We start from the raw sequence: 21,968 nt of genomic DNA on the forward strand, positions 1-21,968 counted from the left end.
TGACTTCTCGGCGTACGCAACCCGATATTGTACAATAGCTTCCGGGCATTTTCGCCTCCCCCCTGTATTTTCTACCCTCCCTCATGTCCCAAATCTGGCAAGCGCGCTTCTTCACCACCGTCAACCACCTGCGCGACCTGCCAAGTACGCAGGTGCCCGAGATCGCCTTTGCAGGACGCTCGAACGCCGGCAAGTCCACCGCAATCAACGTATTGTGCAACCAGAAACGGCTGGCTTTCGCCTCCAAGACGCCTGGCCGCACCCAGCATATCAATTATTTCTCGATCGGCGGCTCCCATGTCGGGCAACACCGCAAGGACCCGACCCGGGTCGATGAGATCAAGGGCTTCCTGGTCGATTTGCCGGGCTATGGCTACGCAGAGGTGTCCGGATCGGCCAAGGACCATTGGCAGATTCTGCTGGGCGACTATGTTCAAACCCGGCAGCAACTGGCCGGACTGGTCCTGATCATCGACAGCCGACGCCCCTTCACCGACCTCGATATTCAGATGCTTGAGTGGTTCGCGCCAACCGGAAAGCCGATTCATTGCCTGCTGAGCAAGGCCGACAAACTCAACCGCAACGACAGCACCAATGCGCTCAAGCAGGCACGCACCATCCTTGCCAGCTATGTCGACGAGAAGGGGCAGCCGTTCCCGTTCACTGCCCAGCTGTTCTCTGCGCTGAAGCGGACCGGCCTTGAAGAGGCTACCGAACGAATCGAGGGGTGGCTTGGATTGGGCGGCGAGGATGCCGACGTTGCCAACGCTACCGACGACATTGAGGCCAATACCGACGCTGCCGCAAAAGATGCCGCCGACGAAGAAAAAAGCCCTGGAGAAAGGGGAGCATCTCCAGGGCAGTAACGCCGGCCGTGAAAACGGCCGGCCCCGCTCAGGGAGGAGAAGCGGGAGGTGACGAATCACCTGCTGTGGTAGAGACTCCCTGAGCGAAAAAAGTTTCGTTAAATTCCGGATTCTTCATCCAATTCTTCACAGAACACACCATGACGCGAACCGACCCAAAGCCTGGCTTTCCGCAAATCCGCATGCGGCGCATGCGCAAGGACGTGTTCTCGCGCGCGATGATGCGCGAGAACACGATCACTCCCTCGGACCTGATTTACCCGGTGTTCATCCTGGAGGGAACGAACCGGCGCGAGAGTGTCGCCTCGATGCCGGGAGTTGAACGGGTGTCGGTCGATGTGCTGCTCGCCGTCGCAGCGGACTGCGTGGCGCTGGGCATCCCGGTGATCGCGCTGTTCCCGGTGATCGACCCCTCGCTGAAAACGCCGGACGGAATCGAGGCAGTGAATCCGGCAGGCCTGGTTCCGCGCGCAGTGCGTGAACTCAAGCAGCGCTTTCCGGAACTGGGAATCCTGACGGACGTTGCCCTTGATCCCTACACCAGTCACGGACAGGATGGCGTGCTGGCAGACGACGGCTATGTGCTGAATGACGAAACCACCGCGATCCTGGTGCGGCAGGCTCTGGTGCAGGCGCAGGCGGGCGTGGACATCGTCGCCCCGTCGGACATGATGGACGGACGCATTGGCGCCATCCGCGCCGCACTGGAGGAGCAGGGACAAATCCATACCCGCATCATGGCGTACTCGGCAAAATACGCATCCGCATTCTACGGACCGTTCCGCGACGCGGTCGGATCCGCGACCAACCTCGGCAAGGGCAGCAAAGCCACCTACCAGATGGATCCGGCCAACAGCGACGAGGCCTTGCGCGAAGTTGCGCTCGATATCGCCGAAGGCGCCGACATGGTGATGGTGAAGCCCGGCATGCCCTACCTCGACATCGTGCGGCGGGTGAAGGACGAATTCCGGATGCCCACCTTCGCGTATCAGGTGAGCGGAGAGTACGCGATGATCAAGGCCGCCGCGCAGAACGGCTGGCTCGATCACGACAAGGCGATGATGGAGGCGATGCTCGCTTTCAAGCGTGCAGGCGCTGACGGCGTGCTGACTTACTTTGCCCGTGACATAGCACGCTTGTTGAAGCAATCCAACTAGCCTGTCGATCAACCGGAGGGGGTCAGCTTGGACGCATTCCTGGTAGCGGATGGTCAGGCGAAGTTGTTGAGCGAACTGCCGGTCGGCCTTCCGTCCAGCGGGTTCTACTGGCTCGACTTCACCCACGACGAGGTGCAGGCCGATCCGGAACATTGGCGCGACCTGCTGCAACAAGCAACCGGCATCCAGGTGTATGACCCGCACCTGACCGACGCCGTTAATCTCCGGCATCCGTCCTATTTCGACGCGACGCACGATTACTACATGCTGGTGTTCCGCAAGCTACTGCTGGGCGGCACCGAGGCCGCACAGGAGCAGGCGGGCGAGCGTCGCCTGCCACCGGCGGTGAGCAAGCTTTCGACCGTGCCGGTTACCTTCCTGCTTCTGGACCGCGCCCTGGTGACGGTTCATGCAGCCGGCAGCCGCACGGTGGAAATGGTACGCGCCAAGCTGCTGGATCAACGGCCGCGCGGCAGCCAGTCAAGACTGCCACAGTCTGCCCAGGAGTTGATGCTGCGACTGCTCAACGCCATGGTGGATCAATATCTCGATTTGCGACAGCCGCTGTCGAATCAGATCGATCGCTGGCAACGCACGCTGCTCAACCCTCGCCGACAGTTCAACAACTGGATGTCGCTGCTGGATGCCCGGGTGGAACTGCGCCGGCTGGAGCATCTGTGCGAAGAGCAACATGATGCCCTGCAGGAGCTGCGCGACCATTTCGTCGACAACCTGTCGGAGCTACCGCAAGGGCACGGCAGCGACCTGCTGCTGGTACGCATCAACGATCTGATGGAGCACGTGACCCGGGTACTGAACCATGCGCGGCGGCTTGAATCGTCGATTGAAACCGCGGTCCAGATCCACTTCGCCGCAATGGCGCACCGGACCAGCGAGATCATGCGCATGCTGACCGTGATCACCGCGTTGTTCATGCCACTGACCTTGATCACCGGTATCTTCGGCATGAACTTCATTGACATGCCGCTGCTGCGCGAAAAACAGGGATTCTGGATGGCGATCGGAATAATGGCGGTGGTGGTCGTGGTCCTGCTGTTCCTGTTCCGCCGCCAGCACTATCTCGACGACGGTCCCGACCCGAAATAGAAACACTATACGACTTGCAGCCAGCTACAAGCCACGTGGCGACGGCCTGGCGGGTTGCGCTGCAGTCAATGACAGTGACTGCAGGAATTCTTCCGCAGCCTGGTAGCCCACCACGCGCGCGGGCCGGATTTCCTGCCCTTCGGCGTCGAAGAAAAGTATCCCGGGCGGTCCGAACAAGCCGAAACGCTTCAGCATTGCCTTGTCGTCGGCATTATTGGCAGTGACGTCGATGCGCAGCAACACCATCTTTTCCAGGTCCGCGCGAACCCGCGCATCGGTGAATGTCAGCTTCTCCATTTCCTTGCACGATATGCACCAGTCCGCATAGAAATCGAGCATCGCGATCTTGCCGCCGGTCTGCCTCAATGCCTGGTCGAGTTCTGCAACCGAGCGCACCGGCTGAAATTCGATCGGGCGCGCTTGACCGGTCAAATGCGCAATTGGTTCAAGCGGGTCGCGCCCGCCGGTGGCAAGTCCGACAAATTGTACTGCTCCAGCCACGAGAAAAAGCACGCCCGCAATCTTGAAAACCCAACCGGTCTTGCTCCTGCGCAATAGCCAGATCCCGGCACCGGCACCGAGCAGGCTCCACGCAAGCATTGCGATCCATCCTGGAATGACGGGCGTGACCATCCACACCGCCATACCGAGCATCAGTACGCCGAAGAAGCGCTTGACGGTGTCCATCCAGGCTCCGGCACGCGGCAGCAGCGTGCCAGCGGATAGGCCAACCAGCAGCAAGGGAATGCTCATGCCCATTGCCATGGCAAACAAGGCGCTGCCGCCGGTCACCACATCCCGTGTCTGGCTGATGTAGACCAAGGCGCCGGCGAGTGGTGCGGCGACGCAGGGGCCGACGATGAGGGCCGAGATTCCACCCATCAGTCCCACGCCAAGCAGCTTGCCGCCGCCCGTGCGGCCAGAGGCCTGCATCAGGCGAGTCTGTAGCGCGGCTGGCATCTGGAGCTGGTAGAAGCCGAACATGGAGAGCGAGAGCAAGACCATCAACCCCGCAAAGGCCGACAACACCCACGGGTTCTGGAGACTGGCGGAAAGGCCCTCGCCTACCAGTCCGGCCGCAATACCCAGCGCCGTATAGACCAGTGCCATGCCAAGTGAATAGGACAGCGCCAGTGCGAACCCGCGCGCCCTTCCGGACTTGCTGCCCTCGCCGACGATGATGGACGAAAGTATCGGCACCATCGGCAGCACGCAGGGCGTGAATGCGAGGCCGAGGCCGAGCAGGATGAACAGCGGCACGATCAAGGCCAGCCGGCCGCTTTGCAGGGATGCTTCTATCCTTCCCATCTCACGACCGGCAGCAAGCTTGCCGGCCGCAGGCGCTGTCGCCCCCGGTGGCGGCGCCTGCGTGGCATTTGGCTCCAGCGCATTGCGCGCGGCAGACAACAAGCCGCTGCCCGGCTTGGGCGACAGGCGGATCTCGGAGTCCATCGGCGTATAGCAAAGTCCCTTGTCGGCACAACCCTGGCTGGTCGCGATCAGTTTGAATTGCTGGTCGGCAGTCACCGGCACGCGGATCGTCACCGACTTGCGGTAAGTTTCGACGTCCTTGCCAAAGGTCTCGTCGAACTTCACCTTGCCCGGCGGAAGGTCTGGTGTGCCAAGCCCGGCACCTTCCGCCCTGAACGCAAAGCGCTCACGGTACATGTAGTAACCGTCAGCGATCTCGTATCGCACTTCAATGGTTTTCTCATCAGCCATGCGGGCCGAGAACCTGAACGCAGCTTCTGGCTCGAGATAGTCTTCGGCCGCGCCAGAGGCAAACGGAACCATGGCCAGCAAGGCTGCAAACCAGATCAGCACTGCCCTTATCGACATGAATGGACTTCCCTTAAACATCCAGCTCTTTCCTTGTTTCAGTAATCACCCAGTCCAGATAGGCCGGCAACCCGCCCGCGACCGGAAGACATACGATCTCCGGGACTTCATAGGGATGCGCAGAGCGGATCGCCTGCTGCAATTCCTGATATCGGGACGACGCGGTTTTTATCACCATGGTCACCTCTGGCGCTTCCTCGACCTGCCCTTGCCATCGGTAGATCGACTGCACGCCGGGTAGCAGGTTGACGCACGCGGCAAGTCGCTTCTCGACCAGTATCCGGGCAATTGCCCGTCCGGTATCGAGGTCGGGCACGTTGCACAGGACGACGCTTGCACTATCCATTTCCGTGGTCTCCTATTTCAGGAGCCGGCGCCGGGTGAGGACGGTAGCCGCATAGAAGCCGGCAACACAATAAATGGCGAGGACTACCAAGTTCATCAGCCAGGATTCCGGCCATCGGCCCAGGATCAATGGTCGCACTAAATTGACGGCCGCGCTGAGAGGCAGGAAATTCGCCACCATTTGCAGCCACTGCGGCATGTTCGACGTCGGGTAATAAATCCCCGACAGGAAGATCATCGGCGTGTTGAAAAGGGTGAAATAGTAGGTAAAAAAATCATAGCCCCTTGCCAATGCATTGACGACCAGGCCAAGCGACGCGAAGGTCATGCCTGTAAGGAACAGCAAGGGCAGCACGAGAATGGTTTGCGGGTGCAAGCCTATGCCCAGCAAGAACATCACGAGCAGGATCGCAATGCCGGAAAACATGGCCTTGGTGGCGGCCCACAGCATTTCCGCCAGCACCACGTCGTCGAGGTCGAGCGGCGCATTCAGCAGCGCATCCCAGGTTTTCTGGACGTGCATCCGGGAGAATGCCGAATACAGCGCTTCGAACGACGAAGCCATCATGATCGACATGCAGATCGCGCCCGATGCGAGGAAGGCAATGTAGGGCACGCCATCGATGTTGCTCAGCAGGCTGCCCAGGCCGTATCCGAATGCGATCAAGGTGATCAGGGGCTCGGCCACATTTCCCAGCACGCTGGCGCCGGCCAGCTTGCGCCAGACCAGAAAATTGCGGCGCCATATGGGAATGAATCGCAGCGAGAAGGACGGCAATGAATAGTTCGAAACCACAGGTGCTCCTGATTTCAGTCGCGCATTTCGCGGCCGGTAAGCTTGAGGAACAGATCCTCGAGGTTGGCCGGGCGGTGGATATAGCGTACGCCAGCAGCGACGGCCAAGCTGTCGAGCAAGGGCTGCGCGTCGTTGGTGTAGCAGAAAATTGTCTCACCGCTGATCTCGAAGCGCGCCGACATGCCGCGTCCGGTCGTTTCTCCCCAACTCAGCGCATTCTCGCCGTAGACTTCCACCACTTCCGCCTCGATATGCGCCGCGATCAATGACCGTGGCTCGCCTTCTGCAATCATGCGGCCTTGATCGATCACCGCAAGCCGGTCGCAAAGCCGCTCCGCCTCATCCATGAAGTGGGTGGTCAGGAAGATTGTCTTGCCCTCGGAAAGCAGGCGCTTGAGCCGCTCCCAGATCATGTGGCGAGCTTGGGGATCGAGACCGGTGGTCGGCTCGTCCATGAAGATCAGATCCGGATCATTGATCAGGGATCGGGCCAACGTGAGCCGGCGCTTCATGCCGCCGGACAGTTCGCCGATCCCTGCGTCTTTCTTGGAAGTGAGGTTGGCAAACTCGAGCAGGCGCGGAATCCGCTCCAGGATCACAGCATCGGGCAGTCCGAAATAGCGGCCGAATACAAGCAAGTTCTCGGAGACCGTGAAGTCCGGATCGAGGTTGTCGCCTTGCGGCACGACGCCGATGCGCACACGCGCCGCACGGGCATCCTGCGGTATCTCGTGGCCGACCAGGCGGATGGTCCCGCTGTCAGGCACGGTCAGGCCCAGGCAAAGCCGCAAGGTCGTGGTCTTTCCCGCACCGTTCGGTCCCAGCAGGCCGTAACATTCGCCGCGCCGAAGAGTAAACGACAGGCCGTTGATGACATCGATACGCCCCGTCCCTTCTCCATATGACTTGTGCAGACCGGAAGCGGAAAGGATGATCGGATCGGACATCGTTCTGACCTGTTGGCGACGGATTGAATGACGGGCGGCAGTGGCCCGCACGCGGGCACAGCAGCATTATCCCCAAAAAAACAAAAGCCAGGCTTGGCCTGGCTTTTTGCTGGAGCAGGTAGTGCTTACTCGCCGCTCGTATCGTCCACGGCTTCCGTGGTCTCGGGGCGGTCAAGCAGTTCGATGAAAGCCATCGGCGCATTGTCGCCCTGACGGAAACCCATCTTCAGGATACGCAGGTAACCGCCGTTACGGGTTGCATAGCGCGGGCCGATCTCGGCAAACAGCTTGACGACCATCTCGCGGTCGCGCAGGCGGTTGAAGGCCAGGCGCTTGTTGGCGAGGGAATCGGTCTTGCCCAGGGTGATGATCGGCTCGATCACGCGGCGTAGTTCTTTTGCCTTCGGCAGCGTGGTCTTGATTGCTTCGTGGCGAAGCAGGGAAACGGTCATGTTGCGCAGCATCGCCAAACGATGGGACGAAGTGCGGTTCAGTTTACGAAGGCCGTGACGGTGACGCATGGTAATTCCTTTCTGGTTTAAGTTTGAATCCAGCTCTTCTATCGCGGGACAATCCCCGCGCGGGCCGGTAGTGCAAGGTAAGGCTACGTGGTGCTACCTGGTGCTACGAATGGAGGGGCGGATCAACCGCCCCTCCCGATTATTTCTCGAGACCGGCCGGTGGCCAGTTTTCGAGTTTCATGCCAAGGGTCAAACCACGGGATGCAAGAACTTCCTTGATCTCGTTCAGCGATTTGCGGCCCAGGTTCGGCGTCTTCAGCAGCTCGTTCTCGCTGCGCTGGATCAGGTCGCCGATGTAGTAAATGTTTTCTGCTTTCAGGCAGTTTGCGGAACGAACCGTCAACTCCAGATCGTCCACCGGACGCAACAGGATCGGGTCGACCGAAGGTGCACGCGATGGTGCTTCTGCAGCTGCTTCCGTGCCTTCCAGTGCGGCAAACACGTTCAGCTGGTCAACCAGCACGCGAGCGGACTGGCGAATTGCTTCTTCGGGCGAAATGACGCCGTTGGTTTCGATATTGATGACCAGCTTGTCGAGGTCGGTGCGCTGCTCGACGCGCGCAGATTCGACGAAGTAGGACACGCGGCGCACCGGCGAGAACGAGGCATCGAGAATGATGCGGCCGATGGTCTTGTTCGTGTCTTCCGACAGACGGCGCACGTTACCAGGAACATAGCCACGGCCCTTTTCGACCTTGATCTGCATGTCCAGCTTGCCGCCGGCAGTCAGATGCGCAATGACGTGATCCGGGTTGATCAGCTCGACATCGTGCGGCAGGTCGATGTCCGACGCCAGCACGGCGCCTTCGCCTTCTTTCTTCAGGGTCAGCGTGACATCGTCACGGTTGTGCAGCTTGAATACCACGCCCTTCAGGTTCAGCAGCAGGTCGACGACGTCTTCCTGAACGCCATCAAGCGACGAATACTCGTGCACGACACCGGCGATCGTCACTTCGGTCGGCGCATAACCAACCATTGACGACAGCAGAACGCGGCGCAGGGCGTTGCCCAGCGTGTGGCCGTAGCCCCGCTCGAACGGCTCCATGACCACTTTAGCGTGGCTGGCGCCAAGCGACTCGACTTCGATAATTCGGGGCTTCAACAAGCTATTTTGCATGAAATGTCCTTTTCAATACCCTCGGCTCGTTACGCCGATAAGGCTGATGGCATTACGGGGAGACACCCGCCTCCAGGGAGGCGGGCAAATTGCGATTAACGCGAATACAGTTCGACGATCAGCGACTCGTTGACGTCAGCGGCGATCTCGCTGCGGTCAGGCATCGACTTGAAGGTGCCTTCCATTTTCTTAGCATCGACGGAAACCCACGATGGCATTCCGCTCTGCTCTGCCAGCGACAGCGCTTCGATGATACGCGCTTGCTTCTTGGCCTTTTCACGCACGGCGACCACGTCGCCCGACTTCACCTGGTACGACGCGATGTTGACAACGTTGCCATTGACCGTGAACGCCTTGTGCGACACCAGCTGGCGCGCTTCAGCGCGGGTCGAGCCGAAGCCCATGCGGTAGATGACGTTGTCGAGACGCGCTTCCAGCAGCCTCAGAAGCGTCTCACCGGTATTGCCCTTGCGGCGATCCGCTTCAGCGAAATAGCGGCGGAACTGGCGCTCGAGGATGCCGTACATGCGCTTGACCTTCTGCTTTTCACGCAGTTGGTTGCCATAGTCGGAGGTACGGGCGCCGGAGGTGCGGCCATGCTGGCCAGGCTTCGAATCAAGTTTGCACTTGGAATCGAGCGAGCGGCGTGAGCTCTTGAGGAACAGGTCGGTGCCTTCACGGCGCGACAGTTTTGCTTTAGGTCCGATATAACGTGCCACGTTTTTTTCCTTTTACGATGACGCCCCGGTGGAAATTCCATCAGGCGCTAGTCCGGCCCCTTATCAGGCGGACGGTGGTCTTAAGAACAAAGCCCGCCAAGGACATTGGCGGGCAGTTTACTGGATACTGCCAAACAAATCAGATGCGACGGCGCTTAGGCGGGCGGCAACCATTGTGCGGAACCGGCGTCACGTCCTGGATCTGGGTGATCTTCAGGCCAAGACCGTTCAGTGCGCGAACTGCGGACTCGCGGCCAGGACCAGGTCCCTTGATGCGAACTTCCAGATTCTTCACGCCATATTCAATAGCGACGCGTCCGGCCGCTTCGGCAGCAACCTGCGCTGCGAACGGAGTCGATTTACGCGAGCCCTTGAAGCCAGCACCACCCGAAGTTGCCCAGGACAACGCATTGCCCTGGCGATCCGTGATGGTGATGATGGTGTTGTTGAAGGACGCATGGATGTGCGCGACGCCTTCAGCAACGTTCTTTTTGACTTTCTTGCGCACGCGTGCTGCTGCGGCGTTATTCGGTGCTTTTGCCATAATCTTTTCCTTGAATCCGACGTAGGCTCGGAATTATTTCTTCAGTGCTTGCGCGGCCTTGCGCGGACCCTTGCGGGTACGGGCGTTGGTGCGAGTGCGCTGACCGCGAACTGGCAAACCCTTGCGATGACGCAGGCCACGATATGAACCGAGGTCCATCAAGCGCTTGATGTTCATCGAGATATCGCGACGCAGGTCGCCTTCGACGAGGAACTTGCCGATGGCGTCACGCAGCTTCTCGAGTTCGTTGTCGTCGAGGTCCTTGACCTTCTTGTCGGTCGGAACGCCTGTGACTTCGCAAATCTGTTCTGCGCGCGGGCGGCCAATACCATAAATAGCAGTCAAGCCGATCACGGCGTGCTGATGGTTGGGGATATTAACCCCTGCAATACGTGCCATTCGTTATTCCTTGATCAATAACGTTAAAGTTAACCTTGGCGCTGCTTGTGACGCGGTTCCGTGCAGATCACACGAATGACGCCTTTGCGCTTGATGATTTTGCAGTTGCGGCAGATCCGCTTTACTGATGCGAGCACTTTCATGGTGGCCCTCTTTCTTCCAGTTCGTTATTCAGTTGCTTTGATTACTTGGTACGGAATACGATCCGCGCACGGCTAAGGTCATAAGGCGTCAGTTCCACTGTCACCTTGTCCCCTGGAAGGATGCGGATATAGTTCATTCGCATCTTGCCAGAGATATGACCCAGCACCACGTGTCCATTTTCCAGCTTTACTCTAAATGTCGCATTCGGCAGATTCTCGAGAACCTCGCCCTGCATCTGGATGACGTCGTCTTTTGCCATTCGATGTGCTCGATCTATGGGCCGCCTAGCGCGACATGCCGCCCTTAAAATTTGCCTTGCGCAGCAACGAATCGTATTGCTGCGACATCACATAATTCTGAACCTGCGCCATGAAGTCCATCGTGACGACCACAATGATCAACAGGGATGTTCCGCCAAAGTAGAACGGTACTTTCCAACGCGCAATCAGGAACTCAGGCAACAAGCACACCAGCGTGATATACAACGCGCCGGCCAGCGTCAGGCGCATCAATATCTTGTCGATATAACGAGCCGTCTGATCACCAGGGCGGATACCAGGAACAAACGCACCACTTTTCTTCAGATTATCTGCCGTCTCCCGGCTGTTGAACACCAGAGCCGTGTAGAAGAAGCAGAAAAATATAATTGCACCAGCGTACAGCAACGCATGAATCGGCTCACCAGGCGCCAGCGAAGCAGCCAGGTCTTTCAGGAACAAGGTCACGACATTCGTTGACTCGCCCGTCGTGAACCAGCTCGTGATCGTCGCCGGGAACAGAATGATCGACGATGCGAAAATCGGTGGAATCACGCCTGCCATGTTCAACTTCAGCGGCAGATGACTGCTTTGCCCGCCATAAACCTTGTTTCCAACCTGACGCTTTGCATAGTTCACCAGGATCTTGCGTTGACCGCGTTCGATGAACACGACCAGGAAAGTCACCGCCGCCACAATCACACAAATCACAATCGCAGCCAGCGCACTCATGGAACCGGTGCGGACCAGCTCGAACAGGCCAGCGATCGCGCTCGGAAGCCCGGCAGCAATACCGGCGAAGATCAGTATGGAGATACCGTTCCCCAAACCGCGCTCGGTAATCTGCTCACCCAGCCACATCATGAACATCGTTCCGGTTACCAGCGTAACAACACTGGTGAAACGAAATGCCAAGCCCGGATCGATTACCAGCCCCGCTTGCGACTCCAGGGCCACTGCGATACCGAGCGCCTGGAACGTCGCCAGCAGCAACGTACCGTAGCGGGTGTACTGCGTAATCTTGCGACGGCCCGCCTCGCCCTCTTTCTTCAAAGCTTCCAGTTGCGGTGACACCACCGTCAACAGTTGCATGATGATCGACGCCGAAATGTACGGCATGATGCCCAGCGCGAAAATCGTGAACCGCGACAGCGCACCACCCGAGAACATGTTGAACATGCCCAGGATGCCGCCCTGGTTCTGCTTGAAAAGCTGCGCAAGCTGGGTAGCGTCAATACCGGGCACCGGGATGTGCGCACCGATCCGGTACACGACAAGCGCGCCCAGCAGGAACCACACACGGCTCCACGGGAACCCGCTTGCACCACTTTTCGCCAATTGCGGACTAGTCGCCAAACCTTGCTCCGAGTGGGCTGGAGGTTACGCGACCGAGCCGCCAGCGGCTTCGATTGCGGCCTTTGCGCCTTTGGTTACGATCAGTCCCGTCAGGGTGACCTTTTTGGTCAACGCGCCGGAAGCAATCACGCGAACGACGCGCGCCAGATCCGACACGACGCCGGCTTGTTTCAATGCCAGCATGTCAACTTCACCGACCGGCAGCTTCTCCAGGTCGGAGAGGCGAACTTCGGCCTTGTACGGCGTTGCCAGCGACTTGAAGCCGCGCTTCGGCAGGCGACGCTGCAAAGGCATCTGACCGCCCTCGAAACCCACCTTGTGGAAGCCGCCCGAACGTGACTTCTGACCTTTATGTCCGCGGCCGGCGGTCTTGCCCAAGCCCGAACCAATACCACGACCGACACGGCGCTTCGCGTGCTTGGCACCATCGGCGGGCTGAATGTTATTCAATTCCATCATTTGCTCCGTTCGCAAGCGCTAGGCTTACGAAACAACTTTCACGAGATAGGAAACCTTGTTGATCATGCCGCGTACCGATGGGGTATCTTCCAACTCGGAAACCGAATCGACGCGACGCAGACCGAGTCCGCGAACCGTCGCACGGTGATCTGCGCGCGTTCCGATCAGGCCCTTGACCAGCTTGACTTTGATTTTTGCCATTTGCATCACCTTAGCCGAGGATTTCTTCAACCGACTTGCCACGCTTGGCAGCGATTTCGGAAGGAGTGTTCATCTTCGCCAGACCGTTCAACGTGGCACGAACCATGTTGTAAGGGTTGGTCGAACCGTTCGACTTGGCGACCACGTTGGTCACGCCCATCACTTCAAAAATTGCGCGCATCGGGCCGCCGGCGATCACGCCGGTACCGTCCTTGGCAGGCGCCATCAGAACTGATGAGGCACCATGCTTGCCGGTCACCGCGTGCTGCAGCGTACCGTTCTTGAGCGAAACCTTGATCATCTTGCGGCGGGCTTCTTCCATCGCTTTCTGCACGGCGACTGGCACTTCCTTCGACTTGCCCTTGCCCATGCCGATGCGACCATCGCCATCACCAACCACTGCGAGCGCTGCGAAACCCATGATCCGACCGCCCTTGACCACTTTGGTCACGCGGTTCACGGCGATCATCTTCTCGCGCATGCCGTCATCCGGCTTCTCGCTTTGCATCTTCGATTGCATCTTTGCCATGATGACTATTCCTTAGAGTTTCAGGCCAGCTTCGCGAGCGGCCTCGGCTACGGCTTTGACACGGCCGTGGTAACGGAAACCGGCGCGATCGAAAGCCACTTCAGAGATTCCGGCCTTCAGCGCTTTCTCGGCTACCCGCTTTCCAACCAGCGCGGCAGCAGCGACGTTGCCGCCCTTGCCCGACTGACCGGCCAGTTCCTGCCGAACCTCGGCTTCCGCGGTAGATGCGGATGCCAGCACCTTCGCGTCCGGTCCGAAGATCGTTGCGTAGATATGCAGGTTGGTACGATGCACGGAAAGGCGATTGACCTTGAGCTCCGCAATCTTTGCCCGGGTCTGGCGTCCGCGACGCAGACGTGATTGTTTCTTGTCCATTCGCAGCCCCTGTTACTTCTTCTTGGTTTCTTTGATCACGACGACTTCGTCGGAGTACCGAACACCCTTGCCCTTGTAAGGCTCTGGCGGACGATAAGCACGAACTTCAGCCGCCACCTGGCCGACCACCTGACGATCAACACCCGAAATCACGATCTCGGTGGGCGTCGTTGCCACAGCCTTCGTACCAGCCGGAAGCTCGTAGACCACCGGATGCGAGTAGCCGAGGGACAGATTCAGCTTGTCGCCCTGCACAGCGGCACGAAAACCAACGCCAACCAGGTTCAGCTTCTTCTCGAAACCTTTGGAGACACCGGTCACCATGTTGTTGACAAGTGCGCGAACGGTACCAAACATCGCATTCGCTTCACGGCTGTCACCAACCGGCTCGAACGTGAGCGTGTTGTTCTCATTTTTTACCTTGACCTGACCGGTCAAAGGCAGAGTCAGGGTGCCCAACGGGCCCTTGACCTTGATCTGCTCTGCAGCTAGCGTAACTTCCACGCCGGCCGGCAGTGCAATGGGGCTTTTACCTACACGAGACATCTTGCACTCCTTAAGCGACGGTGCAAATCAACTCGCCGCCGAGACCGGCTGCGCGTGCTTTGCGGTCGGTCATCACGCCCTTGGGCGTCGACATGATGGCAACACCCAATCCATTCAGGACGGTCGGGATCTGGTTCTTGCCGCGGTAGATCCGCAGGCCAGGACGCGATATGCGCTTCAGATGCTCGATGACCGGGCGACCGGCGTAATACTTCAACGTGATCGCCAACTGCGCCTTGCCACCTTCTTCAGTGACGACGTAGCTGTCGATATAACCTTCATCCTTCAACACTGCGGCAATCGCAACTTTCACCTTGGACGAGGGCATCGATACCGATGCTTTCTCCACGCCTTGGGCGTTGCGTATGCGGGTCAGCATATCGGCGATAGGATCGCTCATACTCATGCTTGTTCTCCTATTACCAGCTGGCTTTAGTCATACCCGGGATCTCGCCGCGCATGGCGATTTCACGGATCTTGGTACGGGCCAGACCGAACTTGCGGAAAGTGCCACGGGGACGACCAGTCAGGGCGCAACGATTGCGCTGACGCGTCGGACTCGAATTACGGGGCAGCGCTTGCAACTTCAGCCGCGCCTCGTAACGCTCTTCCTCGGACTTCGATTGGTCGTCGATGATTGCCTTCAACTCGGCGCGCTTGCCGGCATACTTCTTTACCAGGTCGGCGCGCTTTTGTTCACGGTTAATCAGTGCCAGTTTTGCCATGGCATCCTCAGTTTCTGAACGGGAATTTAAATTCGGCGAGGAGAGCCTTGGCCTCTTCGTCAGTTTTTGCGGTAGTCGTGATGCTGATGTTCAGCCCACGCAGCGCATCAATCTTGTCGTACTCGATCTCGGGGAAAATGATCTGCTCTTTCACACCGATGTTGTAGTTGCCACGGCCGTCAAATGCACGACCAGACACACCACGGAAATCGCGAACGCGGGGCAACGCAACGGTAACCAGGCGATCGAGAAACTCGTACATCGCCTTGCCGCGCAAGGTCACCATGCAACCGATCGGGTAGCCTTCGCGAATCTTGAATCCCGCGATTGCCTTCCGTGCTTTGGTCACCACAGGCTTCTGGCCTGCGATCTTCGTCATGTCGCCGACAGCATGCTCAATGACTTTCTTGTCGGCAATCGCCTCGCCCACACCCATGTTGAGCGTGATCTTGGTCAGCCGCGGCACTTGCATGCGCGACTTGTAGCCGAACTTCGTCGTCAAATTGGCGACGACGTCTTTTTCGTAGAAATCCTGGAAACGGGTCATTTTTCCTTACCCCTTCACGGCTTCGCCGTTGGATTTGAAGACGCGGACTTTCTTGCCGTCAACGGTCTTGAATCCAATCCGATCTGCCTTGCCGGTCGCGCCATTGAACAGCGCTACGTTCGATACATGTATGGGCATCAGCTTGTCGACGATACCGCCGGTCGTACCCGTCATCGGGTTCGGGCGGACCGCCTTCTTGGCGACATTCACACCATCAACGATGACGTGGTCGGCATCGATACGCTGCTTGACTACGCCACGCTTGCCTTTATCTTTACCGGCGATGACGATTACGTCGTCGTCTTTCCGAATATGACTCATGTTGCCTCCTTACAGGACTTCCGGTGCGAGCGACACGATCTTCATGAAGCGCTCGGTACGCAGCTCACGCGTGACCGGTCCGAAGATGCGCGTACCGATCGGCTCGAGCTTGGCGTTAAGCAGGACAGCAGCATTGCTATCAAACTTGACCAGCGACCCATCCTGGCGGCGCACGCCCTTGGCAGTCCGAACGACGACCGCATTGTAAATTTCGCCTTTTTTGACGCGACCGCGCGGAACGGCCTCCTTGATCGTGACCTTGATGATGTCACCGATGCCGGCGTAACGGCGCTTCGACCCGCCCAGCACCTTGATGCACAGGACTTCACGCGCACCCGTGTTGTCGGCTACTTCTAGCCGGCTTTCTGTCTGAATCATAATTTTTTCTTTCCCAACTTTTCCCGCGTCACCGCACAATGCAGTACGACGGTCAGTCTTGGTCCCGGCAACCCGCCAAATTCAGGCAGGTCGATTAGGGTGACGATTTACCAAACAACTGGTACTACGGAACTGCGAATCTTGCTGCTGCGCTGCAAGCTTCAGAAGGCATTGCACCTTCTGAAGCGAAGCCAATCATTATGGCAGCAAAGCAGCCGCGACGCAATACCAAATCAAACGTTTTGTGCAGCCTGTACGACACGAGTAACCGACCATGCCTTGGTCTTCGAAATTGGACGACCTTCCTGGATCTCGACTACGTCGCCTTCCTTCACCTGGTTCGATTCGTCATGCGCGTGATACTTGCGCGAGCGGACGATGATCTTGCCATACAGCGGATGCTTGGTCCGGTTCTCGATCAGCACGGTTACGGTCTTGTCCATCTTGTCGGACACAACGCGGCCTACGAGCGTGCGGTTGAGCGATTTTTTTACCTGATCGTTCATTATTTGCCTGCCTTCTGGTTCATGACCGTCTTGACCCGAGCGATATCGCGACGAACCTTTTTCAGCTGGGACGTATTGCTCAACTGCTGGGTTCCCAGCTGCATGCGCAAACCAAACTGCGCCTTCAGCAAGTCGGTCATCTCTTTGGTCAGGGCGGCTTGGTCCTTGCCGCTGAGTTCAGATGCTTTCATGTTCCACTCCAATTATTGGCCGACCTGGCGGATGACAAAAGTCGTCTGCAGGGGCAGCTTGGCAGCAGCCAGACGGAATGCTTCGCGCGCCAGCGTCTCATCGACACCATCCATCTCGTACAGCACTTTGCCAGGATGAATTTCGGCGACGTAGTATTCCGGGTTACCCTTGCCGTTACCCATACGAACTTCTGCGGGCTTGTTGGAAATAGGCTTGTCCGGGAAAATGCGAATCCAGATCCGTCCACCACGCTTGATGTGACGGGTCATGGCGCGACGGGCTGCTTCGATCTGACGAGCCGTGATACGGCCGCGGCCAATTGCCTTCAAGCCGAATTCGCCGAACGACACCGCGGTGCCGCGATCGTGCGAGATTCCGCGATTGCGGCCCTTCTGTTCTTTGCGATATTTTCTGCGTGCTGGTTGCAGCATGATTATTCTCCTGCTTTCTCAGCCGGGGCTGCGCCTTCCGGCTTCTTGGCGGCCGGCACACGTTTGGCTCGGGCCGGAGCGCTGTCGGGCGCTGCAGCCTGGCCTTCAGGACGCCTGGCGCCACGTACGGGCGGACGGCCAGCACCTGGCTTGCCATCGTCACGACGCGGACCGCGGCGCTTCTTGTCATCGTCTGCTGCGACCTCGACCACAGGCGTTTCGCCATTGGCCAGGCGATCACCCTTGTAGACCCAGACCTTGATACCGATGATGCCGTAAGTCGTCTCGGCTTCGGAAGTACCATAGTCGATGTCGGCACGCAGGGTATGCAGCGGCACGCGACCTTCACGGTACCACTCGGTACGGGCGATCTCGATACCATTCAGGCGACCGGAGGACATGATCTTGATACCCAGGGCGCCCAGGCGCATCGCATTCTGCATCGCACGCTTCATCGCGCGACGGAACATGATCCGCTTCTCGAGCTGCTGAGCGATAGAATCGGCGATCAGCTGGGAATCAGTCTCCGGTTTGCGAACTTCCTCGATGTTGACGTGCACGGGCACGCCCATCATCTTGGAGAGTTCGGTCTTCAGGACTTCAATGTCTTCGCCCTTCTTGCCGATGACGACACCGGGCCGCGAGCTGAAAATCGTGATGCGCGCATTTTTGGCCGGGCGCTCGATGACGACGCGGCTGACCGATGCGTTCTTCAGCTTTTTCTTCAGGTAAGCGCGGACTTTCAGGTCTTCGCCCAACATCGTGGCGAAATTGCTGTTACCTGCGTACCAACGCGAACCCCAGTTACGGGTAACCGAAAGTCGGAACCCGGTCGGATGTATTTTCTGTCCCATCGTGACTCCTTAGTTACCGACAGTCACGAAGATGTGACAGGATTGTTTGGAGATGCGATCGCCCCGGCCTTTTGCGCGAGCGGTAAACCGCTTGAGCACGCCAGCCTTTTCGACATAGATCTGGGTGACCTTCAATTCGTCGATATCGGCGCCGTCGTTATGCTCGGCGTTCGCGATCGCGGACTCCAGGACTTTCTTCAGGATGACCGCGCCCTTTTTCGGACTGAAGGTCAGGATGTTGAGAGCCTGTTCGACTTTCTTGCCGCGGATCTGATCGGCGACCAGCCGGCCTTTTTGGGCCGACAGACGCACGCCACGGAGAGTAGCTTTAGTTTCCATGATCGGACCTATTTCTTAGCCTTCTTGTCAGCGGCATGACCCTTGAACGTCCGGGTCAGCGCGAATTCGCCGAGCTTGTGACCGACCATCTGCTCGGACACGTAAACCGGCACATGTTGCTTGCCGTTATGCACGGCAATCGTCAGTCCGATGAAATCCGGCAGGATCGTCGAACGACGGGACCAGGTTTTGATCGGCTTCTTGTCTTTTGCCGCCTGAGCAGCTTCCACTTTATCCAGCAGGTGGGCGTCGCAGAACGGCCCTTTTTTCAATGAGCGTGCCATGTCCTATTCCTTATTTCTTGCCGCGGCGTGAGACGATCATCGAAGTCGTGCGCTTGTTGCGACGCGTCTTCTTGCCCTTGGTTTGCTGACCCCACGGCGAGACCGGGTGACGACCTGCAGCTGTCTTGCCCTCGCCGCCACCGTGCGGGTGGTCAACCGGGTTCATGACAACACCGCGAACCGTCGGACGAATACCACGCCAACGATTAGCGCCAGCCTTGCCGATCTTGCGCAGGTTATGTTCGCCGTTACCAACTTCACCGATGGTAGCGCGGCACTCGATGTGCACGCGGCGGACCTCACCCGAGCGCAGGCGAACCTGAGCGTAGGTTCCTTCACGCGCCATCAGAACTACTGCAGCGCCTGCAGTACGCGCCAACTGCGCACCCTTGCCTGGCAGCATTTCGACGCAATGCATCGTGGTACCGACCGGAATGTTGCGGATCGGCAGGCAGTTACCCGCCTTGATCGGCGCTTCCGAGCCGTTCATCAGCTGATCACCAACAGCCATGCCCTTGCTGGCCAGCACATAGCGGCGCTCGCCATCGGCGTAAAGCACCAGCGCAATGTTGGCGCTGCGGTTCGGGTCATATTCCAGACGCTCAACCTTGGCCGCGATACCGTCCTTGTTGCGACGGAAGTCGATGACACGGTAGTGCTGCTTGTGACCACCACCGATATGACGGGTAGTGATATGGCCGTTGTTGTTACGGCCGGCAGTCTTGGATTTCTTCTCGATCAGGGCGGCGAACGGACGACCTTTGAACAGGCCGGGCGTCACCACCTTCACCATGCCACGACGGGCTGGCGAGGTCGGTTTCGTCTTTACGAGTGCCATTATTTAGCCTCCTCGGTGAAAGAGATTTCCTGGCCGGCCTTGAGGCACACGAACGCGCGGCGCGTGTGATTGCGACGGCCCGTGAAACGACCCGAACGCTTGACCTTGCCCTGCCGGTTTGCAACTTGCACCGACTCCACTTGTACTTTGAACAGCAGCTCAACCGCTGCCTTGATTTCCGGCTTGGTAGCATCTGGCGAGACGAGGAAAACGACTTGCTCGTTTTTCTCGGCGACGAAAGTCGCCTTCTCGGAGATCACCGGAGCCAGCAGCACTTTCAACAAGCGCTCTTCAGTGAATTGGATGGCGCTCATGCCAGCATCTCCTCAATCTTCGCCAGCGCAGCACGGGTCACCAGAATCTTCTTGTAGAAGACCAGCGACACCGGATCGGCGTGACGCGGCTCGCACACCAGCACATTGGCCAGGTTGCGCGACGCCAGTAACAGGTTCTCGTCGAGGCTGTCGGTGATGACCAGCACGGAGTCCAACCCCATGCCCTTGAGCTTTTGCGACAAGAGTTTGGTCTTGGGCGCTTCCAGCGTCATGCCTTCAATAACCGACACGCGACCCTCACGCGCCAACTGGGAAAGGATCGAGCAGACACCTGCGCGATACATTTTCTTGTTGACCTTGTGCGAGAAGTTTTCTTCCGGCGAATTCGGGAAGATGCGACCGCCTCCGCGCCACAGCGGCGAGGACGACATACCAGCACGAGCACGGCCGGTGCCTTTCTGGCGCCATGGCTTCTTCGTGGTGTGGCTGACTTCTTCGCGATCTTTCTGCTTGCGGTTACCGCTACGAGCATTCGCCTGGTAGGCGACCACGACCTGATGGATCAGCGCCTCGTTATAGTCCCGACCAAAAATGGTGTCGGGAGCCGAGACGTTTGATGCGGTCTGGCCTTGCTCATTCAGGAGCGTAAGTTCCATTTATCAGGCTCCCTTCTTGGCGTTGACTTTGATGGCAGCCTGAACTACGACCTGGCCGTTCTTGGCGCCCGGGACCGCACCCTTGACCAGCAGCAGCTGGCGCTCTGCATCGATGCGAGCGATTTCAAGGTTTTGCGTGGTCACGGTAACGTCACCCATATGGCCCGTCATGCGCTTGCCAGGGAAAACGCGACCCGGATCCTGCGCCATACCGATGGAGCCCGGAACGTTGTGGGAACGCGAGTTACCATGCGAAGCACGGCCAGATTTGAAGTTGTGACGCTTGATGGTGCCGGCGTAGCCCTTACCGATCGACGTGCCTTGCACATCGACCTTCTGGCCAACTTCGAACAGCGAAGCGGGAATGACATCGCCAACTTTGAGCTGGGATGCCGCTGCTGCGCTGATGCGGAATTCACGAAGCACCGATCCGGCCTCGACACCCGCTTTTGCGAAATGTCCGGCGGCGGCCTTGTTGACACGGGAAGCACGGCGGCTACCGAATGCAACCTGAACGGCCGTGTAGCCGTCAGTGTCAGGGGTTTTGATCTGAGTCACACGGTTGTTGGACACGTCCAGCACGGTCACAGGAATCGAATCCCCGTCATCCGTGAAGATGCGCATCATGCCAACCTTGCGACCAAGCAGGCCTTGGCCCTGATTTTGGTCATGGTTCATTTTTTCTCCATTCCCGCCTGCGATTGGGCGGGGCTGATGTTGGTACTACTTGAATCGTCGCGAATGCGGTGCAAACTGGCGATTCGGAATTAAGCCGGCTAGTATAGCGCGGCAACCGGGCACATACAACAGAAAAATCTGCGGCGCAAGGTCCCGGCGCCAAATAAAACAATTACTGCAGCTTGATCTCGACGTCCACGCCAGCTGGCAGGTCCAGCTTCATCAGTGCGTCGACAGTCTTGTCGGTCGGGTCGATGATGTCCATCAGGCGCTGGTGGGTACGAATCTCGAACTGGTCACGCGACGTCTTGTTGACGTGCGGCGAGCGCAGGATGTCGAAGCGTTGCATGCGGGTTGGCAGTGGAACCGGTCCGCGCACAACCGCGCCGGTACGCTTTGCGGTGTCAACGATTTCCTGAGCGGACTGATCGATCAGGCGATAGTCGAATGCCTTCAGGCGAATGCGGATCTTTTGCTTCAGGCTCGCCGGTTTTTGCTTCTGCTGTTCCATGAATTCTTTCCTTTAAAGAGCGAGCCGCGAGTGATGATCACCCGCGGCAGTGTAAGAGCGACGAGTTTAGTCGAGGATTTTTGCAACAACGCCGGCGCCGACGGTACGGCCGCCTTCGCGGATTGCAAAACGCAGACCCTCTTCCATCGCGATCGGGTTGATCAGCTGCACAGTGATCGACACGTTATCGCCTGGCATGACCATTTCCT

At 58.4% G+C, this 21,968-nt stretch carries 37 protein-coding genes; 3 read left to right on the plus strand and 34 right to left on the minus strand.

Translation table 11 applies throughout. The features are described from left to right. Positions 1–83 precede the first annotated feature (83 nt). The 3 genes from yihA (at position 84) to FVE66_RS19805 (ending at position 3,130) form a co-directional block, all read left to right on the plus strand. Complete coding sequence (gene yihA / locus FVE66_RS19795; protein ID WP_151449212.1) at positions 84–866, plus strand: ribosome biogenesis GTP-binding protein YihA/YsxC; 783 nt, start codon at positions 84–86, stop codon at positions 864–866. Positions 867–1,006: 140 nt separating this feature from the next. Further along, entirely contained in the window at positions 1,007–2,023 is a 1,017-nt protein-coding gene (hemB, locus tag FVE66_RS19800) for a porphobilinogen synthase (protein WP_151449213.1), read from the plus strand. A 27-nt stretch (positions 2,024–2,050) separates the two neighbouring features. Further along, positions 2,051–3,130: a magnesium transporter CorA family protein gene (locus FVE66_RS19805; RefSeq protein WP_151449214.1), complete on the plus strand. Its 1,080-nt coding sequence runs from the start codon at positions 2,051–2,053 to the stop codon at positions 3,128–3,130. Between the two features lie 24 nt (positions 3,131–3,154). On the opposite strand, the gene dsbD is transcribed toward FVE66_RS19805, so the two are convergent. The 34 genes from dsbD to FVE66_RS19975 form a co-directional block, all read right to left on the minus strand. Next, positions 3,155–4,969 carry a protein-disulfide reductase DsbD gene (dsbD, locus tag FVE66_RS19810; RefSeq protein WP_241673302.1) on the minus strand — a complete coding sequence of 605 codons (1,815 nt, stop codon included), beginning with the start codon at positions 4,967–4,969 and terminating at the stop codon, positions 3,155–3,157. A 13-nt stretch (positions 4,970–4,982) separates the two neighbouring features. Then, positions 4,983–5,315 (minus strand): divalent-cation tolerance protein CutA, encoded by a 333-nt coding sequence (gene cutA, locus FVE66_RS19815; RefSeq protein ID WP_151449216.1) that lies wholly within the window; start codon positions 5,313–5,315, stop codon positions 4,983–4,985. 12 nt (positions 5,316–5,327) lie between these two features. Further along, positions 5,328–6,110 carry an ABC transporter permease gene (locus FVE66_RS19820; protein ID WP_151449217.1) on the minus strand — a complete coding sequence of 261 codons (783 nt, stop codon included), beginning with the start codon at positions 6,108–6,110 and terminating at the stop codon, positions 5,328–5,330. 14 nt (positions 6,111–6,124) lie between these two features. Beyond that, on the minus strand, positions 6,125–7,057 hold the full coding sequence (locus tag FVE66_RS19825; protein ID WP_151449218.1) for an ATP-binding cassette domain-containing protein: 933 nt from the start codon (positions 7,055–7,057) through the stop codon (positions 6,125–6,127). Positions 7,058–7,182: 125 nt separating this feature from the next. Then, the gene (gene rplQ, locus FVE66_RS19830; RefSeq protein ID WP_151449219.1) at positions 7,183–7,578 is read right to left on the minus strand and encodes a 50S ribosomal protein L17; all 396 of its coding nucleotides are present in this window, start codon (positions 7,576–7,578) and stop codon (positions 7,183–7,185) included. 139 nt (positions 7,579–7,717) lie between these two features. Then, positions 7,718–8,695 carry a DNA-directed RNA polymerase subunit alpha gene (locus FVE66_RS19835; protein ID WP_151449220.1) on the minus strand — a complete coding sequence of 326 codons (978 nt, stop codon included), beginning with the start codon at positions 8,693–8,695 and terminating at the stop codon, positions 7,718–7,720. Between the two features lie 95 nt (positions 8,696–8,790). Beyond that, complete coding sequence (gene rpsD / locus FVE66_RS19840) at positions 8,791–9,414, minus strand: 30S ribosomal protein S4 (RefSeq protein ID WP_151449221.1); 624 nt, start codon at positions 9,412–9,414, stop codon at positions 8,791–8,793. 139 nt (positions 9,415–9,553) lie between these two features. Then, the gene (rpsK, locus tag FVE66_RS19845) at positions 9,554–9,958 is read right to left on the minus strand and encodes a 30S ribosomal protein S11 (protein ID WP_151449222.1); all 405 of its coding nucleotides are present in this window, start codon (positions 9,956–9,958) and stop codon (positions 9,554–9,556) included. Positions 9,959–9,991: 33 nt separating this feature from the next. Continuing rightward, positions 9,992–10,357, minus strand: a complete 366-nt coding sequence (gene rpsM, locus FVE66_RS19850) for a 30S ribosomal protein S13 (RefSeq protein ID WP_151449223.1) — start codon at positions 10,355–10,357, stop codon at positions 9,992–9,994. 29 nt (positions 10,358–10,386) lie between these two features. After that, on the minus strand, positions 10,387–10,500 hold the full coding sequence (gene rpmJ / locus FVE66_RS19855) for a 50S ribosomal protein L36 (RefSeq protein WP_151449224.1): 114 nt from the start codon (positions 10,498–10,500) through the stop codon (positions 10,387–10,389). A 41-nt stretch (positions 10,501–10,541) separates the two neighbouring features. After that, positions 10,542–10,760: a translation initiation factor IF-1 gene (infA, locus tag FVE66_RS19860; protein WP_010812378.1), complete on the minus strand. Its 219-nt coding sequence runs from the start codon at positions 10,758–10,760 to the stop codon at positions 10,542–10,544. 25 nt (positions 10,761–10,785) lie between these two features. Next, positions 10,786–12,114, minus strand: a complete 1,329-nt coding sequence (gene secY, locus FVE66_RS19865) for a preprotein translocase subunit SecY (protein WP_151449225.1) — start codon at positions 12,112–12,114, stop codon at positions 10,786–10,788. Positions 12,115–12,138: 24 nt separating this feature from the next. Beyond that, positions 12,139–12,570, minus strand: coding sequence for a 50S ribosomal protein L15 (rplO, locus tag FVE66_RS19870; protein ID WP_151449226.1), 432 nt, complete (start codon positions 12,568–12,570; stop codon positions 12,139–12,141). Between the two features lie 27 nt (positions 12,571–12,597). Next, positions 12,598–12,774, minus strand: a complete 177-nt coding sequence (gene rpmD, locus FVE66_RS19875) for a 50S ribosomal protein L30 (RefSeq protein ID WP_206668799.1) — start codon at positions 12,772–12,774, stop codon at positions 12,598–12,600. Positions 12,775–12,784: 10 nt separating this feature from the next. Continuing rightward, on the minus strand, positions 12,785–13,303 hold the full coding sequence (gene rpsE, locus FVE66_RS19880; protein WP_151449227.1) for a 30S ribosomal protein S5: 519 nt from the start codon (positions 13,301–13,303) through the stop codon (positions 12,785–12,787). Between the two features lie 12 nt (positions 13,304–13,315). Continuing rightward, positions 13,316–13,678 (minus strand): 50S ribosomal protein L18, encoded by a 363-nt coding sequence (rplR, locus tag FVE66_RS19885; protein WP_151449228.1) that lies wholly within the window; start codon positions 13,676–13,678, stop codon positions 13,316–13,318. Positions 13,679–13,690: 12 nt separating this feature from the next. After that, positions 13,691–14,224, minus strand: a complete 534-nt coding sequence (rplF, locus tag FVE66_RS19890) for a 50S ribosomal protein L6 (protein ID WP_151449229.1) — start codon at positions 14,222–14,224, stop codon at positions 13,691–13,693. 10 nt (positions 14,225–14,234) lie between these two features. Continuing rightward, positions 14,235–14,630, minus strand: a complete 396-nt coding sequence (gene rpsH, locus FVE66_RS19895; RefSeq protein WP_151449230.1) for a 30S ribosomal protein S8 — start codon at positions 14,628–14,630, stop codon at positions 14,235–14,237. Positions 14,631–14,643: 13 nt separating this feature from the next. After that, positions 14,644–14,949: a 30S ribosomal protein S14 gene (gene rpsN / locus FVE66_RS19900; RefSeq protein WP_151449231.1), complete on the minus strand. Its 306-nt coding sequence runs from the start codon at positions 14,947–14,949 to the stop codon at positions 14,644–14,646. Positions 14,950–14,956: 7 nt separating this feature from the next. Beyond that, positions 14,957–15,496: a 50S ribosomal protein L5 gene (rplE, locus tag FVE66_RS19905; RefSeq protein ID WP_151449232.1), complete on the minus strand. Its 540-nt coding sequence runs from the start codon at positions 15,494–15,496 to the stop codon at positions 14,957–14,959. A gap of 6 nt (positions 15,497–15,502) precedes the next feature. Further along, entirely contained in the window at positions 15,503–15,817 is a 315-nt protein-coding gene (rplX, locus tag FVE66_RS19910; protein WP_151449233.1) for a 50S ribosomal protein L24, read from the minus strand. Between the two features lie 9 nt (positions 15,818–15,826). Then, positions 15,827–16,195: a 50S ribosomal protein L14 gene (gene rplN / locus FVE66_RS19915; RefSeq protein WP_151449234.1), complete on the minus strand. Its 369-nt coding sequence runs from the start codon at positions 16,193–16,195 to the stop codon at positions 15,827–15,829. A gap of 233 nt (positions 16,196–16,428) precedes the next feature. Next, the gene (gene rpsQ / locus FVE66_RS19920) at positions 16,429–16,701 is read right to left on the minus strand and encodes a 30S ribosomal protein S17 (RefSeq protein ID WP_151449235.1); all 273 of its coding nucleotides are present in this window, start codon (positions 16,699–16,701) and stop codon (positions 16,429–16,431) included. Further along, entirely contained in the window at positions 16,701–16,892 is a 192-nt protein-coding gene (gene rpmC / locus FVE66_RS19925) for a 50S ribosomal protein L29 (protein WP_151449236.1), read from the minus strand. Before rpmC ends, rpsQ begins: the two co-directional genes overlap by 1 nt. 12 nt (positions 16,893–16,904) lie before the next feature. Next, positions 16,905–17,324: a 50S ribosomal protein L16 gene (gene rplP, locus FVE66_RS19930; RefSeq protein WP_151449237.1), complete on the minus strand. Its 420-nt coding sequence runs from the start codon at positions 17,322–17,324 to the stop codon at positions 16,905–16,907. Between the two features lie 2 nt (positions 17,325–17,326). Further along, positions 17,327–18,178 carry a 30S ribosomal protein S3 gene (rpsC, locus tag FVE66_RS19935; RefSeq protein ID WP_151449238.1) on the minus strand — a complete coding sequence of 284 codons (852 nt, stop codon included), beginning with the start codon at positions 18,176–18,178 and terminating at the stop codon, positions 17,327–17,329. Positions 18,179–18,187: 9 nt separating this feature from the next. After that, the gene (gene rplV / locus FVE66_RS19940; RefSeq protein WP_194164417.1) at positions 18,188–18,520 is read right to left on the minus strand and encodes a 50S ribosomal protein L22; all 333 of its coding nucleotides are present in this window, start codon (positions 18,518–18,520) and stop codon (positions 18,188–18,190) included. Positions 18,521–18,525: 5 nt separating this feature from the next. After that, on the minus strand, positions 18,526–18,801 hold the full coding sequence (rpsS, locus tag FVE66_RS19945; RefSeq protein ID WP_151449240.1) for a 30S ribosomal protein S19: 276 nt from the start codon (positions 18,799–18,801) through the stop codon (positions 18,526–18,528). Positions 18,802–18,811: 10 nt separating this feature from the next. Continuing rightward, the gene (gene rplB, locus FVE66_RS19950; RefSeq protein WP_151449241.1) at positions 18,812–19,639 is read right to left on the minus strand and encodes a 50S ribosomal protein L2; all 828 of its coding nucleotides are present in this window, start codon (positions 19,637–19,639) and stop codon (positions 18,812–18,814) included. Then, positions 19,639–19,953, minus strand: a complete 315-nt coding sequence (rplW, locus tag FVE66_RS19955) for a 50S ribosomal protein L23 (RefSeq protein WP_151449242.1) — start codon at positions 19,951–19,953, stop codon at positions 19,639–19,641. The genes rplB and rplW overlap by 1 nt, the downstream gene beginning before the upstream one ends. Then, complete coding sequence (rplD, locus tag FVE66_RS19960; protein WP_151449243.1) at positions 19,950–20,570, minus strand: 50S ribosomal protein L4; 621 nt, start codon at positions 20,568–20,570, stop codon at positions 19,950–19,952. The genes rplW and rplD overlap by 4 nt, the downstream gene beginning before the upstream one ends. Positions 20,571–20,573: 3 nt before the next feature. Next, complete coding sequence (gene rplC / locus FVE66_RS19965; RefSeq protein WP_151449244.1) at positions 20,574–21,248, minus strand: 50S ribosomal protein L3; 675 nt, start codon at positions 21,246–21,248, stop codon at positions 20,574–20,576. 172 nt (positions 21,249–21,420) lie between these two features. After that, entirely contained in the window at positions 21,421–21,759 is a 339-nt protein-coding gene (rpsJ, locus tag FVE66_RS19970) for a 30S ribosomal protein S10 (RefSeq protein WP_151449245.1), read from the minus strand. A gap of 66 nt (positions 21,760–21,825) precedes the next feature. After that, a partial coding sequence (locus tag FVE66_RS19975; protein ID WP_479680770.1) for an EF-Tu C-terminal domain-related protein occupies positions 21,826–21,968 on the minus strand: 143 nt, incomplete at its 5' end.

Origin of the sequence: Lacisediminimonas profundi (assembly GCF_008831265.1) — a bacterium.
GTDB lineage: Bacteria > Pseudomonadota > Gammaproteobacteria > Burkholderiales > Burkholderiaceae_D > Lacisediminimonas > Lacisediminimonas profundi.